We start from the raw sequence: 15,632 nt of genomic DNA on the forward strand, positions 1-15,632 counted from the left end.
AAAACGTTTATCTGTTCGACTACCGAAGTGAAATCTCTGACGCTATCGGAGAAGCCCTAGGCATTGATTTTGCTAAGAAACGTCTGCGTCTGGGAGACATCAAAAAAATTCTGGGCGAGGTAAAAAATGACATTTTCCCCTACATAACGCCGACATGGCCAGAGGTCTGCAAACCCTTTCGTACCAAGGGTTTGAGACCTCTGTTTCTGACTATAACTGCAAAAGATGGGATTCATCCATCGGTATTGATGTCAATTTTTTATCGGCCAAAGAGGATTTCTCTAGCGGGAGGGCGAAACTAACCCAGCAAACTATTCATGGCGGGCTTTGCCCGCAGGTGTTCGCACCATGGATGGTTTCCTTGCCGGAGAACCTATCTTCCTTCGGCTGTTTCAAGGGATGCCTCAGCAGGCGGGACCGTCAAGGTTATACTTTCCAGTGGGGCAGTCATATATATAACTTTACAAACCGAGGGAGGTTGTGTGCATGAGGAGGAAAATTTCCGATGCTGTGGTGCGCCGGTTACCGTTGTACATGCGGGTGTTAGATGAGTACAAGAAGACCGAGGAAAATCCGCTGATCTCTTCCCAGGAACTAGGCGAGCGAGCCGGAGTCAGTTCTTCCCTGGTGCGGAAGGATTTAGCCTGGTTCGGTGAATTCGGCAAACAGGGCGTTGGATATGATGTGGAGTTTTTGCGCAATCGTCTGAAGGCGATCCTCAATCTGGATAAAGAGGTGCCGGTGGCCTTGGTGGGCGTTGGTAGCTTAGGCCTAGCCTTGACCCGTTATGTACATCGTCGGTACCAGGATGAGACCCATTTCAACCTCCATATTGTCGCGCTCTTCGATAACGACACGAACAAGATTGGTGCCCATGTGGACGGTATAGTGATCGATTCACTGGACAAAATACCAGAGAAGGTCCGTAAGTACGATCTCAAGATGGGCCTTATCACCGTGCCCGCTGCCAGTGCCCAGATGGTGGCCGATGCCCTGGTGGCCGCAGGGATTAAGGCGATCTTGAACTTTGCCCCGGCCAACATCACCGTTCCGGAAGGGGTACATCTTACCAGTACGGACTTTAGTCTGGAGATGCAGCGCTTGGCTTACTATACCAGCTAGGCGAAGGCGCAGCACCGTTGGAAGGGGTTAGGGAAGGGGTTTTCCCTTGAAGAATGGGTTTGAGGGAACGCAGTCTACATGAACGTTGGCGCCGGGTGGCGATGAGTTGTCACCAGGACCGCGGCGACGAAGTGCGACAGCTTTTTTCCAATATTTTTCATAGATATGATTTGGTAAACCGGGTATTGACCGCGGGACTGGACGACTACCTGCGGCGGCAGGCGGTGTTGCTGGCGGAGATCCAGCCTGGTTCCATCGTGGTGGACGTGGGTAGTGGCACCGGGGAATTGGCTGTGAAGGCGGCGACCTACCTTGGGTCGGAGGGCAAGGTGTACGGCGTGGATTTCTGCCCTCCGATGCTTCAGGTGGCCCAAAGAAAGGTCCAGAACCGAGGTTTGCAGGAGAAGGTGGAGTTTGTGGTGGGGGATGCCCGGGCGTTACCCTTTCCCGATGCCTTTGCGGACCGGGTTTTAATGGGTTTCACGCTCCGGAACATTCCCACCTATTCCCCGGTTCTCCAGGAGGTGTGCCGGATCCTCAAACCCGACGGCTGTTTTGTATGCCTGGATATGTTTCAGCCTACAGGAAGCCTGCTTTCCCCCTTCAGCCGGTTCTATCTTCACCGGGTGGTGCCGAGGCTTGCGTCCTTTTTTATCCCGGGGGGTGAGTACTCCTATCTGCCTACGTCTTTGCTTACCTTCCCGGATGTGGGTACCTTGAGGAGGATGTTTGCCGAGGTGTTCTCGACGGTATCCTCGCGGACTTACCTGGGGGGGACCTTTGGCATCTTGAAGGCCTTGCGTTAGGCGGGAAGTCTTCCTCCCTAAGACCCCGGGTAAAGACGACCTGCAGAAACTGTGTTATAATCAATCTAAGCAACTCCCACCGACAGGGTTTACCCATTCAGGCCTTTAGGCAGAACGTCTCCCTTCAGCCAACCGGTATCTGCGGGGCAAGGACTTTGGGTGCACCGGCTTTTCACGGGGGATTCTGTGTGTTGTCTTAAGGAGGATTAGCCTTGGGCAGAAGGCGGACCGCAGGTTATTTGTTGATTCAACCGCAACAGTGCCTTGCAAATCAAATGACGAAGTATTCCTGTAGTGCCTGTCGGGAGGTATGTCCTACCGGGGCCATCGATCTGAGTCACGGGTTCCAGATTGACCAGCAGAAATGTACCGGATGTGGTGCCTGCGTCAATGTGTGCCCCGTGGAAGCCGTCCGCTTGGCGGATGTTTCTTACCTGCACTGGTTTTCGGCGGCCTTGAAGCGGGCCCAGGGGCAGAAGGAACTGCGGATCGTCTGTGAACGGGCCGAGGCCGGTTCTGGGGACTTAGTAGTGCCCTGCCTGGGCTGGATTAACGAATGTCTTCTGGTGGGTCTGGGAGCCCTAAGTCCTGTGCGGGTGGTGGAATTGGTGATTGCTCCCTGTGCCGCCTGTGCCGAGAAGAAAAACTTACGAACCGCCAAAAGGCGCATCCGCTGCGCCCGGCAGTTTCTGAAGAGTGCACGCAAGTCCCTGCGGATCACCTTGTCTGACGCGACGGAGATCCCCATGCTTCCCCGGGTCCGTCGGCGGTTTAGGAAGCTGAAACGTCGGCTAAAGGGAAGACTCCGGGTTTTAAGTACGGCCAGTAACCCCCAGTGGCGTCTGGAGAAACGGGAGATCTTGGCCCAGGCTCTAGGGCAGCTGAAACCGAGAAGACCCTTATCCCTTTCCTGGTATGATTACGGCAATATCAAACTGCGGACCGAGCTTTGTACCGGCTGTGGTTATTGTGAAAAAGTGTGTCCCACCGGGGCTTTGAAGTTGGAGTCCGGGGAGCAGGAGGCTGTCTTGACCTTCGATGTTTATCGGTGCATAAAATGCGGCCTGTGCGCCAGCTGGTGCCCCGAGGAGGCTTTGCGGGTGCAAAGGGGTAATACGGGCCATTTCCAACAGCAACAACCGCGGGTCTTGACCCGTTTCCGTACCGGTGCATGTAGTTATTGCGGCCGAGAGGTCACGGTTCCCGTGGGAGCCGAGATGATTTGTCCTACCTGTGCCCGAAACCGCGATCTGGCTGAGGGTTACTTGATCTGAAGATAGGCCGACTTTGTCCTTCGATAGTGTCTTTCCACTTTCCAACTAGATCTGACCAGGGCTAGGGTCCCATAGCCCCGATTTGTAGCTTGAATTATTGTAGAATCCTTTCTTCTTGTAGACTGGAATTTCTGATTTGTGAAAGAAAGGATGAAATATGGAGAACCTCGTAACCCAATCACTGTGTTCTGGTGTAGGCCGTAGCTGTTGCCCCGTGGACGATTGCAACAGGAGGGGGGGGGGATTGCCCTTGGCCATGTAATCTTGGAGCTTGGGAAAACAGTTGACGCCCAACATGCCTTGTAGTATACTCGAGGTTGACGTGGGGGAAACTATATTTTTATGGACCTGCTTTGTGAAAGTGTTCACAAGCACAAAGGTTACATAGGAGCTATCTATCTGCCCTGGGGCAGAGGGGGCTCTGTTTTTCTTGAAACCCAAAAAATCCTCTGTATGTGGAGAAGAGAAGGGGAGGAGTCTTGGTGAGCATTACTCAGTGTCAGTGCGGGAAACCCGTCACCGATACGAGGATGACGGAAATCCTTAGCAAGTATGCCAGCAAAGAGCCGGGCAACTTGATTGCGATCCTGCAGGATATCCAGGATAAGTACGGATACCTGCCCCGGGAAGCCTTGGTGGCGGCTGCTGTGCATACGGGCCTGTCTACGGCCGAAGTCTATGGTGTCGCTACTTTCTACAACCAGTTCCGGTTCAAACCTTTAGGAAAGTACACCATCAGTGTCTGCTGCGGTACCGCGTGCCACGTGCGGGGTTCGGCGGAGATTCTGCAGACCTTGGAGTCGGAACTCGAGATCCGTCCAGGGGAGACCACCGACGATGGATTGTTTACCCTGGAGACAGTGGCTTGTTTAGGGGCTTGTAGTATGGCGCCTGTGGTGATGGTGAACGGAGAGTTCCACGGCAAACTCACGCCAAAATCTGTACTGAAGATGATCAATCTGTACAGGAAAAAGGGGTAGAAAGATGCGTACATTAATGTCTAAATGCTGTGACCGCTGTACTCATTCCCAGGAGAATCCCTGTCGGGATTATATTACCTGTCGGTTGGAAGGACCCCTCTGCCATGATGATGCCGCCTGTCGAGCAAAACGGCAGGAGATCCGGGCGGTCCTGGACGGACTAAAGCTGTCCCGTCCGGTGGTGAGTGTGGGGATGGGGACCTGCGGCTTGGCCTCCGGCGCCGATAGGGTCTGGACCAAGCTGCATGAGCTGGTGGAAGCCGCAGGCCTTGATGTGGAGTTTAAGCAGGTGGGGTGCATTGGGCTTTGCTTCCGGGAAGTACTTGTAGATGTACAGAAGCCTAATCGACCCCGGGTATCCTTCGGCCCGGTGACCGAGGACAAGGTGCCCCTCCTGATTGAATACCTGCAAAATGATGTGCTACCCATGGAGATGGCCATTGGTCGGTTCCCCTATGGGGGAGAGATCGAAGGGGAGATCCCTGAACAGAAAGTCCCCTTGATTTATGATCTGCCCGTCTTTGCCAAGCAGAAGCGGGTGGCTTTGGCCAACTGTGGTTTGATCAATCCCGATTCCTTGTCCGAATACGTCCATCGGGGTGGTTTCAGTGCCCTGTCTAAGGTCCTGAAGGAGATGAAGCCCCAAGAGGTGATCGCGACCGTTACTGAGGCGGGCTTGCGGGGCCGTGGTGGCGGAGGATTTCCCACGGGACGGAAATGGGGATTTGTCGCGGCAGAGTCCGCAGATAAGAAATACCTGGTGTGTAATGCCGACGAAGGAGACCCCGGTGCTTTTATGGACCGCAGTCTTTTGGAAGGGGATCCCTACCGGGTCTTGGAGGGTATGCTCATTGCCGCCTATGCCATGGGCGCCACCGAGGGGTATATCTACGTCCGGGCGGAGTATCCCCTGGCTATTAAGAAACTAAAACAGGCCATAAAGAACATGGCCGAGCTGACCCTCATCGGGGATAATATCCTTGGCAGTGGCTTCAATTTCCATTTGAAGATCAAGACCGGGGCGGGAGCCTTTGTCTGCGGTGAAGAGACGGCCCTCCTTGCCTCCATCGAGGGTAAACGGGGCATGCCTAGACCGCGTCCGCCCTATCCGGCTAAGGAAGGTCTCTGGGGCAAACCCACCTGCGTGAATAACGTGGAGACCTTCGCCAATGTGTCCACCATCATCCAGAAAGGGGCCCAGTGGTTCGCCGCCATCGGTACGGAGACGAGCAAGGGGACCAAGGTCTTTGCTTTGACCGGCAAGGTGAACAACACAGGGCTCATTGAGGTGCCTATGGGAACCACCATCCGCGAGATCGTGTTTGATATCGGTGGTGGGATTGCCAATAACGGTGAATTCAAGGCGGTGCAGATCGGGGGGCCCTCCGGTGGGTGTCTACCCAAGGAACTGTTGGATACCCCGGTGGACTACGAGTCGTTGCTCAAGGCTGGGGCCATGATGGGTTCCGGTGGTCTGGTGGTGGTGGATCAGCAGACCTGCATGGTGGATTTTGCCCGGTTCTTCATTAGCTTCACCTGTAAGGAGTCTTGTGGTAAGTGTATCCCCTGCCGGGAAGGGACAGCTCGCATCCTAGAGACCATGGATCGAATTGTCTCGGCCCGGGCCGATGAGACCGGCGATGATACCTTGGTGCGGTTCCAAAGTGTGGTGGAGCTGGAGAAACTGGCGGAGACCATCAAGGATACTGCGGCCTGCGGTCTTGGTCAGACGGCTCCCAATCCTGTTTTGTCCACCCTGCGGTATTTCCGCGACGAATACGATGCCCATGTCTTTGAACGGAGATGTCCTGCTGGCCAGTGCCGCAGTTTGCTTACCTACCGGATTGTGCCCGAAGTCTGTCGGGGATGCGGTCTTTGCGTGCGACGGTGCCCCCAAGAGGCGATTATCGGGGAGAAGGGACATGCCCACATGATCGTAACCGACAAGTGTATCCGCTGTGGGGCCTGCATGCAGTTTTGTCCCTTTGGGGCAATCGTGGCCAGCTAGGCGGCTAGGAGGGGAGAGGTGGAAGATGGATAAGATGGTTAAACTGCGTATTAACGGCCAAGAAGTGGAGGTGCCGGAGGGCACCACCATTTTGGAGGCAGCTAGAACCCTAGGGATCGACATCCCGACCCTTTGTCATCTGGAGGAACTGAAACCCTCCGGTAGCTGCCGGATTTGCTGTGTGGAAGTGAAGGGCATGCGTGGTCTGGTGCCTTCCTGTGCCTATCCGGTGGCGGAGGGCATGGAGGTCTCTACCCATGCTACCCGGGTGCAACAGGCCCGGCGGCATATTATTGAACTGTTGTTGGCCAATCACCCCGATGATTGTCTGTATTGTCCCAAGAACGGTGCTTGTCAGCTGCAGGAGTTGGCAGGCATGTATGGGATTATGGAGCGAAAGTTCATCGGCCGGAAACGGCACTATCCCATGGACAGTACGAGTCCCAGTATCGAACGGGATCCGGACAAGTGTATCCTCTGCGGGCGCTGTGTGCGGGTTTGTAAAGAGATCCAGACCGTTGGGGCCATTGAGTTTGTAGGCCGGGGCTTTGACACCATCGTTTTACCCGCCTTTGCCGAGGACTTGCACAACACGTCCTGCGTGAACTGTGGCCAGTGTACCCTGGTTTGTCCCACCGGTGCCTTGCGGGAGCGGCGTTCCATTGACCAGGTGGTTGGGGCTTTGCGGAACCTGGCGAAACACGTGGTAGTCCAGGTGGCTCCGGCGGTGCGGGTAGCCCTGGGTGAAGAATTTGGCCTGCCCTACGGGACCAATGTCACCGGTCAGATGGTCACGGCCCTGCGGCAGCTGGGCTTTGATGCGGTCTTCGATACCCAATTCAGTGCTGACCTCACCATCATGGAAGAGGGGACCGAGCTGATTCAAAGGCTGAGCTCCGGGGAGAACTTGCCGTTGCTCACCTCATGCAGTCCCGGTTGGATCAAGTATATAGAGCATTTCTATCCTGATTACTTGCCCAATCTGTCGACTTGCAAATCACCGCAACAGATGCTCGGGGCGGTGATCAAGACCTACTATGCCAAACAGAAGCTGATCAATCCGGAGGACATTTATGTTGTGTCGGTGATGCCTTGTACCGCCAAGAAGTTCGAGGCTACCCGGCCCGAGATGGAAGGGGCCGCTGGGCGGGACGTGGATGCGGTACTCACCACCCGGGAGCTGGCCTTGATGATCAAACAGGCAGGCATCAGCTTTACCGAACTGCCCCCTGGGGAATTTGACGATCCCTTGGGTGCCTCCACTGGTGCCGGGGCGCTTTTTGGCACCACCGGTGGTGTGGCCGAGGCGGCCCTCAGGACTGTGTATTACCTCGTGGAAGGAAAGCTACCGGAACAGATTGAGTTCACACCGGTGCGGGGTCTGGAGAATATTAAGGAAGTGGAACTGGTGCTGGGCGGCAAACAGATCCGCTGTGCCGTGGCCCATGGTCTAGGTGCGGCCAGGTACCTGATGGAGGAAGCTTTGCCCAAGAAGGAGTACCACTTCGTGGAGATCATGGCTTGTCCCGGCGGCTGTATTGCTGGCGGCGGACAGCCGGTGTCCTTCGGCCGGGGTATGGAGGCCAAGAAGTTGCGCCAAGAGGCGGTTTACGCCTTGGATCGGAAGGCCAAGCTACGGTTCTCCCATGAGAACCCCGCGGTGCAGGCCTTGTATGAGAAATTCCTGGGCGAGCCTGGCAGTGAGAAGGCCCATGAACTGCTGCATACCCACTACGTGCGGCGGGGCATTTGTTAGTGTGGAGGGATGGACGGCCCAAGGATGACCTTGGGCCCTCTGCCGTTTATAGATTAATTGCAAAGGGCTTCGGCAGGAAAACAGCCTCCAATGGTGAAGATGATCATACAACGATTTCTCAGATTCATCCAAGGGGCAAAGAAGAATAGATAAAATACGAACTGATAGGGTGAAAGAAGATGGCTCAACGGATTCTTGTGGTAGACGACGATCGGGAATTTCTCGAGGCCAGTGCCGGTATCCTGGAAGCGGCTGGCTATGAAGTGGTGAAAGCTTACTCCGGGGAAGAGGCGCGGAAAATCGCGGCGGAACAATCGTTCGACTTGGTGATCCTGGATGTGGTGATGGAATATGCCGACGCGGGCTTTGTGTTGTGCCATGAGCTGAAGAGTGGCAAGTACGCGAATGTGCCGATCATGATTCTGACCAACCTTGGCCGGAAGAAGGGGATCCACTTCAATTTAAACGATGAGCAGGAAAAGAAGTGGATTAAGGCCGATGCCTACGTGGAAAAGCCGGTGAACGCCGAAGAATTGCTCCGCTGGGTAAATTCCCTGCTGAAAAACTGATTCATCAGGTAGAATGGGCCGTGGACCCATTCTACCTTTTTAGTCAAGTCAAGCCAAATGGGGGAAAAACCGGGCGATTTCCGCTTGGGCGTTTTCTGGGCTGTCGGAGGCGTGTATCACATTGTCGCTGACGTCGAGACCAAAATCCCCGCGGATGGTGCCCGGAAGTGCCTCCGCCGGATTGGTGGCTCCCACCATAGTCCTAACTACACTCACTACTCGGGGGCCCCGGAGAATGGCGAAAACCACCGGTCCCTTGGTCACCGCCCGGAGTAGTTCCGGGAAAAAGGGTTTGTCTTGATGATGGGCATAGTGGGCCCGGGCCTGCTCCTCCGTGATCTGTACCATCTGCAGATGTTCAATGACAATTCCCCGTCGCTCAAAGCGAGATAAGATTTCTCCCACCAGTCCCCTAGTTACCGCTTCCGGTTTGATGAAAATCAAGGTCCTTTCCTGATTGGACACGTTTCTCACCTCTTTTTAGAACAGTCCGGTGATGGTTCCGTCGGCGAAGATGTCCACCTTGGTGGCCGCAGGCTCCTTAGGTAACCCTGGCATGGTCAACACTTGTCCTGTGATGGGTACCAGGAAACCGGCCCCCAAGGAAGCGCGTATCTCCCGCACCGTGAGGGTGAAATTCTTCGGTGCCCCCTTCAAGGCGGGATTGTCACTGAGGGAGTGCTGGGTCTTGGCCACGCACAGGGGCAGTTTGTCGTAGCCTAGCTCCGTAAAACGCCGGACTGCTGCTTCCGCCTGATCCGTATAGACCACTTCACCGGCTCCGTAGATTTCCTTGGCGATGATCTCCATCTTGGTCTTAATGGGCAGATCCCAGGAATATAATGGGCGGAAATGGGGAGTCTCATACTCCAAGGCATCCAATACGGCCTCGGCCAGTTCGATACCGCCGGCCCCACCCTTGGCTACCACTTGGGAGCAGGCCACCCGCACATTCCGACTGTGGCAATAATCCATGACCAACTCTAATTCCTCCGGTGTATCGGTGGGGAACTGGTTCAGGGCCACTACCACCGGCAGGCCGAATTTCGTGAGGTTTTCAATATGTTTGTCCAGATTGGCCAGACCCACCTCCAGGGCGTTTAGATTTGTTTCTGCCGCGGCATGGTGCGGCACTCCTCCGTGCATATTCAAGGCCCGCACCGAGGCCACCAGCACCGCCACATCGGGGGTGAGCCCCGCATAGCCATGGACGATGTCGAAGAACTTTTCTGCACCCAGATCCGCTGCGAAGCCGCCCTCGGTGACGACGTAATCAGCCAGCTTTAACGCAGTCTTGGTCGCGATGACACTATTGTTCCCGTGCGCGATATTGGCAAAGGGGCCACCGTGGATGAAGGCCGGTTGTCCTTCTAGGGTCTGGACCAGGTTGGGCTTAATGGCATCCTTAAGTAAGGTGGCCATGGCCCCTACACACTTCAGATCCCGGGCATAGACGGGGGTGTCCTCATAGGTGAAGCCCACCAGGATGTTCCCGAGGCGTCTTTTCAAGTCTTCCAGATCCGAGGTCAAACAGAGGATCGCCATGATCTCCGAGGCCACTGTAATGTCGAAGCGTCCAGGCATGACCACACCATCCTTGGGTCCGCCCAGGCCCACCACAATATTCCTCAATTGCCGGTCGTTCATGTCCATGACCCGGGGCCACAGGACACTTTTGGGATTGATCCCCAATTCATTGCCTTGGAAGATGTGGTTTTCCAACACAGCGGCCAAGAGATTGTGGGCGGTGCCGATGGCGTGGATGTCCCCAGTGAAGTGCAGATTGATGTCCTCCATGGGTACCACTTGGCTGTATCCGCCGCCCGCGGCGCCCCCCTTGATCCCGAAGGTGGGTCCTAAAGAGGGTTCCCGCAGACAAACGGCCACCCTTTTACCCAATTTTCCGAGGGCTTGGGTGAGACCGATGGCGGTGCAGGTCTTCCCTTCTCCCGCCGGGGTGGCGGTGATCGCGGTGGTATAGATCAATTTCCCGTTGGGCCGATCCGCTAGCCTTCGGTAAAGATCCAAACTCACCTTGGCTTTGTAATGTCCGTAGGGTTCCAGGTCTTCGGGCGCGATGTCCAGTTTAGCTGCCACTTCTTGGATGGGCAGTAGTTTAGCCCGTTGGGCAATTTCAATATCGGTTAGCATGCGACTTCCTCCTTATGCTGCCAGTTTTGTGCTTCCCCCATTTATTGCCTGTGCCATTGAAGGATTATTTCGGTAAGGGCCGCGGGGAATCCTTCCCCCGGGATCTGTATACCTGGCAATTAGGGATTACCCTGAATAAAAGAAAAGATACGTCTGATAACAGAATAGCCGGAAATCCGATCCCGATGCACCGGAGGGGGTTGGGGATCCTACTGGTCGTAAAAAGAAGATACTGGGGAGAAAGAAAAATGCCAACTATCGTGGCAGAGCGCGGGACCGTGTTCTGGGAACTTTGGGGTGTCGGGGTCATCCGTCAGAAGTTGAACCAGATCTGGGCGGAACATCGTCAGTCTTCGCCCCAAATTGCGGTCATCTGTGACTTCGAGTCGACCTTCCCCCAGGCGGATTGGGCTACTGCACGGGGTACCGTCTGTATTGTGGAACTGGTAGGAGACCGGCCCGCGAGGGTGAAGACCCAAGCGGAAGTGGAGTGTAAACTTCTGCAGGAGGGAGAGCGAATCGAGAGCCTGTTTTTGGGACTTTGTTTGATGTGGTACCGGTTTCCCTCAGGGAGGTGGCCGAAGTCATCGAGATGGGAATCCTAGTCCCAGGCTTTGCGCCACTGGCCCGTAAGGGAAGTAAACCGTAGGACGGATAGCGCAGGCGACGAGAATTTTTAGGAAGGCTTTACCGGATTTGTCTGCGGGCAAGGATTAATGGAATCCTTTGCCGAATAATATTGTTACAAGAGAATAGGCACCGGCGGTCGCAGACAGTCGGGAGTGAGGGAAGATGCGGGAAGGTCAGGGTTACAAGGATCCGAAGAAAGCCGCCTTGTTATCTGCGATCTGCGCTGGAGTGGGGCAGATTTATAACGGTGAGGTCTCCAAAGGCATTGGGTTAATCATCCTGTATGCGCTTTCCTGGTGGGGGACTAGTTTCACCGTAGGTTGGATTACCACCCCGATCCTCTGGCTGTTTGGTATTATCGACGCGTATAATACAGCCGGAGGAATCAATGCCGCCATTGAATCTGCCATGAAACGCAGGCAATTGGAAGAACAGGACGCCGACACCGTCCTGGACAGGAAGGCAAAATATCTCTAGATAAACTGTGCCGACGGTGCCGGAGATGCGCGGTCCAAGGGGCCCGGAGTTTTTTGGGAGGTAACATAGTGCAAGAGCTTTATCCCCAGCCCATCTATCGCTGGGAACGGGGCAGGACTGAAGACGAGCCCCCAGAGGTAAGTATTGTGATTCCTACATATAACCGACGCCATACTCTGGAGTTGGTCCTGAAGTCGTTGAAGGATCAAGTCACCGTGGTCCCCTTTGAGGTGATCATCGTAGATGACGGTTCAGTGGATGGGACTACGCGACTGGTGAAGCGGTTTCCCGTCAATTACCCGGTGGTCCTTCTACGGGTCCAGCGGGATCGTATCAATTTCCCAAGGAACCCGGGTCCCTTGCGCAATCTCGGTGTCATGGAAAGCCGTGCACCTTTGGTGATCTTTTTGGATAGCGACATGGTTTGTTCCCCTGAGTTTGTACAAGCCCATTATCTGGCCCATGATCGGGACAAACTGGTGGTCACCGGTGTGTTCATCCATACGTATAAACACACCTATCCCGTGGAGGAGAATCGAAAACTGCTAGATTTTTCTCGCGCCTTTCTGGCCACCGGCAATGCTTCGGTGAAGCGGGAGTGGTTGTTGGCGGCAGGGCTTTTCGATCCCCGGTTTAGGGAATACGGATGGGAGGACTTGGAGCTGGGAGCACGGCTGCGTCAGTTGGGTCTGGATGGCAAGAAGGAGCCCCGCGCGGTGACCTACCACTTATCTGCGGAGTTAACACCCGATACCCTGCCCGGGCGCCTCAAGAAAGAACAGGCCCGGGCCCGGATGGCTATACTCTACCACCAGAAACACCCTACTTTGCGTACGGCTATGGCCACGATGAATATGCCTCTGTGTTTTTGGCTGGCTAAGGTGATCTTCCTGGGCGATTGGCCGCGCCGGCCTGCCACCCAGAAGCTGATCAACTGGTCCCACCGACGGAAAATTAAATGGTTACGGAACCTACTTTGTGAGCTTACCGCGGTCCATACCTACCTGAAGGAATTGCGCACTCTTTCCCAAGCCCAGTAATGTATAATCTATATTGTTTCTGTCGACAATGGGAAGGGGAGGGATTGCCATGGGAAACCTAAGACCATTCCATCTGTATACTTGCTGTGGTTTGTTGAGTCTGCTGATGTTGGCCCTTTTGGTTGCAGTCAGTAGAGGGTTGCTGCACCCACTGGTCCTGGCCCTACCTTTGTTTGCCTTCTTGAGTATTATTGGTTATCTGGCCTCAGCCCTGCAGAGATTGCTCCCCTTGGTGGAACAGGATCCTCTGACGGGGATCGGGAACCGGCGGCGTTTAGAGGCGGTGATGGAACGCTCTCGGGAACAACGATGCTTCGTGAGCCTGATCCTTTTGGATCTGGACAACTTCAAAGCCTGCAATGATGTCAACGGACATCAACATGGGGATACCATGCTGCAGGAGGTCGCGGCCATTATCCAGGAAGCCAGTGGCGCCCAGGGGATCGCGGCCCGTATCGGCGGTGATGAATTTGCCGTTTTGCTCCCCAATACCAATTTCCAAAGGGCCTATGGGGTCGCGGAGCGTATCCGGCGGGGAATCGAGGAGCAAAGTGGTGCCAAGGGCCCGAAGCTTACCGCCAGCATCGGTGTGGCAGGGCTCCAGGCGGCGGGAGACAATTGGTATACCCAGCTATATGAGCGGGCGGATCGGGCCCTGTACCAAGCAAAACTGCAGAAGAACCGGGTGGCCATTTATCCTCCCGGCGGCTGGGGCTTTGGGGAGGTGGCCGCTGGCCAAGCTAGCCCCTGATGTCGTCTATATCGAAGATGGCGGAGAAGTCGTATCCCTTGTCTAAAAGTAGCTGATCGCCGCCTTGTTTGCGGTTGACGACCACGAGCACCTTGGCCACCGTGCAGTCGGCCTGTTCCGCGGCCTCAATGGCCTTCAGGATGGAGCCGCCCTTGGTGAGGACATCGTCCACGATCAGGACCCGATCTCCTGGGGTCAGGGGTCCTTCGATCAACGAACCGGTCCCATGGCCCTTGGGCTCTTTGCGTACGATGAACCCTTTCAGGGGGGTGGGTGTCTCATAGGACAGGGCAGTGACCGCGCCGATGATGGGATCCGCCCCTAGAGTCAAGCCGCCTACGGCATCCAGATTCAGGTCCTTCACCATTTCCAGCATGATTTTCCCAATCAACCAGCCTGCCGGGGAAAGGGTGATCTTCCGGCAATCGATGTAGTAGTTGCTGATGGCCCCGGAAGCCAGGCGAAACTCTCCTTCTTGATAGGCCTTTGTCCTAATCTCTTCCAGCAGTTCCTTGCGCCATTGTTCTTGAACCATGTTGATCTTTCCTTTTCTTTTGATCTGCCCGAAAAACACAGCCGGGCGCCCTTAAGTACGACCAAATTATAACACGTGGCTTAGTCCGCAGCAAAGCAGGCGACCCATCTGTAGGATGAACCGATGCGAGGGAAGCACAGGAGGGCAATACCAAGCTGCGCAAAGGAAAAGGAGGGCCTGTGGCGAAGGGATAGAGTACTTAGCGGTGTTTCCAGGAGTGATCCTCGGGGCCGAAACGAAGGAGGAATTCCATTGCGGCTTGGAGCCCATTTGTCCATTGCGAAGGGTTTAGATCATGCTGTAAAGATGGCGGTGGAAATTCAGGCGAACACCTTTCAGTTTTTCACCCGGAATCCCCGGGGCGGTGCTGCCCGGGCCATTGCCGACGATGAAATTGTCCGCTTCCGGGAGGATCGGGCGAAGTATGATCAATGGGAGATTGTGGGACATTTTCCCTATACAGTAAATCTGGCAACCCCGAAGGAGGACCTGTGGGACTTTGCCTGCCGGGTGCTCTATGAGGATCTGCGACGTTTTTCTCCGGCGGAGGTGGAATACCTGGTCACCCATCCAGGGGCCCATCTGGGCAAGGGAGAGGCCGCGGGGATCAAACGCTTGGCCTCGGCTATTGATCAAGCCTTTGAAGGCTTTGGCGGCAAGACGATGTTGCTTCTAGAGACCATGGCGGGACGGGGAACGGAGATCGGCACCCTCGCCCACCTACGGGCGGTGCTGGATCTGGTGAAGCATCCTGAGATGGTGGGAGTCTGCCTCGATTCCTGCCACTTGTTTGCGGCCGGTTACGATCTGCGCACCCCCCAGGGGGTAGCTATCCTGGTGGAGGATATAGAAAAGACTGTGGGTTTTGCCAAGGTGAAGATGCTCCACGTCAACGACGCGGCGGTTACCTTGGGCAGCAAGAAGGATCGGCACGCGAACCTCGGCGAAGGGGAGCTGGGGCTGGAGACCTTCGCCAATTTGATGCAGGTTCCCGAAATTGCTCGTCTGCCTTGGGTGTTGGAGACTCCCCAGGATGATTACCGGGATTACGCCAAGGAGATTGCCCTGCTTAGGGAATTGTGGGCACAACAAACAAACACAGATTAGGGAAATTTAATGAAGGAAGCGGTCAATTACTGGGTAAATATAGAACAGGAGAAGAAAAGGACGAGCCGATGGTGATGACAAATCTCGTACCTTGACAACCACATAGTGATTCCAAGGCGACGGGTTTTTGGAAGGCAAAGGGTCAGTTGTCCGAGGACAAGGTACAGATCCGGTGCATCAGTTTATGTGCGATGCCTCGGCATTACCTGTGGATTTGCGGTCCGGTGGTGCTTTCAGCAGTATCCCGGGACCAAAGGCGCTGTTCCGCAAGTCACCCGATTGGGGTGGTCGGCCCATGGGTCTGGCGCGGGCACCAGGGCCCTGGGCCGGGCATATATTACTAGAGGCTGGGCAAACATCAGCATCTCACCAGGTCATTACCGCGGCCAGGAAGGTCTAATTTCGGGGTTCCTTCTTAGTGAAAGG

At 55.3% G+C, this 15,632-nt stretch carries 15 protein-coding genes and 1 pseudogene; 13 read left to right on the forward strand and 3 right to left on the reverse strand.

Features of this window, described 5'->3' with window-relative positions:
- The first annotated feature begins 486 nt into the window (after positions 1-486).
- From GXX57_03495 to GXX57_03525, 7 genes are all read left to right on the forward strand, one after another.
- Positions 487-1,122 (forward strand): redox-sensing transcriptional repressor Rex, encoded by a 636-nt coding sequence (locus GXX57_03495; protein HHV43720.1) that lies wholly within the window; start codon positions 487-489, stop codon positions 1,120-1,122.
- Positions 1,123-1,175: 53 nt separating this feature from the next.
- Entirely contained in the window at positions 1,176-1,928 is a 753-nt protein-coding gene (locus GXX57_03500) for a ubiquinone/menaquinone biosynthesis methyltransferase (GenBank protein HHV43721.1), read from the forward strand.
- Between the two features lie 212 nt (positions 1,929-2,140).
- Positions 2,141-3,202: a 4Fe-4S binding protein gene (locus tag GXX57_03505; protein ID HHV43722.1), complete on the forward strand. Its 1,062-nt coding sequence runs from the start codon at positions 2,141-2,143 to the stop codon at positions 3,200-3,202.
- A gap of 530 nt (positions 3,203-3,732) precedes the next feature.
- Positions 3,733-4,182 carry an NADH-quinone oxidoreductase subunit NuoE gene (nuoE, locus tag GXX57_03510; GenBank protein ID HHV43723.1) on the forward strand — a complete coding sequence of 150 codons (450 nt, stop codon included), beginning with the start codon at positions 3,733-3,735 and terminating at the stop codon, positions 4,180-4,182.
- Between the two features lie 4 nt (positions 4,183-4,186).
- Positions 4,187-6,190 (forward strand): NADH-quinone oxidoreductase subunit NuoF, encoded by a 2,004-nt coding sequence (locus GXX57_03515; GenBank protein ID HHV43724.1) that lies wholly within the window; start codon positions 4,187-4,189, stop codon positions 6,188-6,190.
- Between the two features lie 34 nt (positions 6,191-6,224).
- Positions 6,225-7,946, forward strand: coding sequence for a 4Fe-4S binding protein (locus GXX57_03520; GenBank protein HHV43725.1), 1,722 nt, complete (start codon positions 6,225-6,227; stop codon positions 7,944-7,946).
- A 179-nt stretch (positions 7,947-8,125) separates the two neighbouring features.
- Entirely contained in the window at positions 8,126-8,515 is a 390-nt protein-coding gene (locus GXX57_03525) for a response regulator transcription factor (GenBank protein HHV43726.1), read from the forward strand.
- A gap of 48 nt (positions 8,516-8,563) precedes the next feature.
- Here the strand turns inward: GXX57_03525 and ndk are convergent, their stop codons facing one another.
- Positions 8,564-8,980, reverse strand: a complete 417-nt coding sequence (gene ndk / locus GXX57_03530) for a nucleoside-diphosphate kinase (GenBank protein HHV43727.1) — start codon at positions 8,978-8,980, stop codon at positions 8,564-8,566.
- Between the two features lie 15 nt (positions 8,981-8,995).
- Positions 8,996-10,666 carry a formate--tetrahydrofolate ligase gene (locus GXX57_03535; GenBank protein HHV43728.1) on the reverse strand — a complete coding sequence of 557 codons (1,671 nt, stop codon included), beginning with the start codon at positions 10,664-10,666 and terminating at the stop codon, positions 8,996-8,998.
- 248 nt (positions 10,667-10,914) lie between these two features.
- On the opposite strand from GXX57_03535, the gene GXX57_03540 reads away from it, so the two are divergent.
- The 4 genes and pseudogenes from GXX57_03540 (at position 10,915) to GXX57_03555 (ending at position 13,564) form a co-directional block, all read left to right on the forward strand.
- A complete protein-coding gene (locus tag GXX57_03540; protein ID HHV43729.1) occupies positions 10,915-11,271 on the forward strand; it encodes a hypothetical protein in 357 nt (118 codons plus the stop codon).
- 187 nt (positions 11,272-11,458) lie between these two features.
- Positions 11,459-11,665: pseudogene (locus GXX57_03545) on the forward strand (hypothetical protein).
- A 176-nt stretch (positions 11,666-11,841) separates the two neighbouring features.
- Positions 11,842-12,813 carry a glycosyltransferase gene (locus tag GXX57_03550; GenBank protein ID HHV43730.1) on the forward strand — a complete coding sequence of 324 codons (972 nt, stop codon included), beginning with the start codon at positions 11,842-11,844 and terminating at the stop codon, positions 12,811-12,813.
- 49 nt (positions 12,814-12,862) lie between these two features.
- A complete protein-coding gene (locus GXX57_03555) occupies positions 12,863-13,564 on the forward strand; it encodes a GGDEF domain-containing protein (GenBank protein HHV43731.1) in 702 nt (233 codons plus the stop codon).
- Here the strand turns inward: GXX57_03555 and pyrE are convergent.
- Positions 13,554-14,099, reverse strand: a complete 546-nt coding sequence (pyrE, locus tag GXX57_03560) for an orotate phosphoribosyltransferase (protein HHV43732.1) — start codon at positions 14,097-14,099, stop codon at positions 13,554-13,556. The genes GXX57_03555 and pyrE overlap by 11 nt on opposite strands.
- A 252-nt stretch (positions 14,100-14,351) precedes the next feature.
- Here pyrE and GXX57_03565 point away from each other — a divergent pair, with 252 nt between their 5' ends.
- Together GXX57_03565 and GXX57_03570 are read left to right on the forward strand one after the other, a co-directional pair.
- Positions 14,352-15,206 (forward strand): deoxyribonuclease IV, encoded by an 855-nt coding sequence (locus GXX57_03565; protein ID HHV43733.1) that lies wholly within the window; start codon positions 14,352-14,354, stop codon positions 15,204-15,206.
- 172 nt (positions 15,207-15,378) lie between these two features.
- Positions 15,379-15,606: a hypothetical protein gene (locus GXX57_03570; GenBank protein HHV43734.1), complete on the forward strand. Its 228-nt coding sequence runs from the start codon at positions 15,379-15,381 to the stop codon at positions 15,604-15,606.
- Positions 15,607-15,632 lie beyond the last annotated feature (26 nt).

This window comes from Bacillota bacterium (assembly GCA_012839765.1).
Taxonomy (GTDB): Bacteria; Bacillota; Limnochordia; order DUMW01; family DUMW01; genus DUMW01.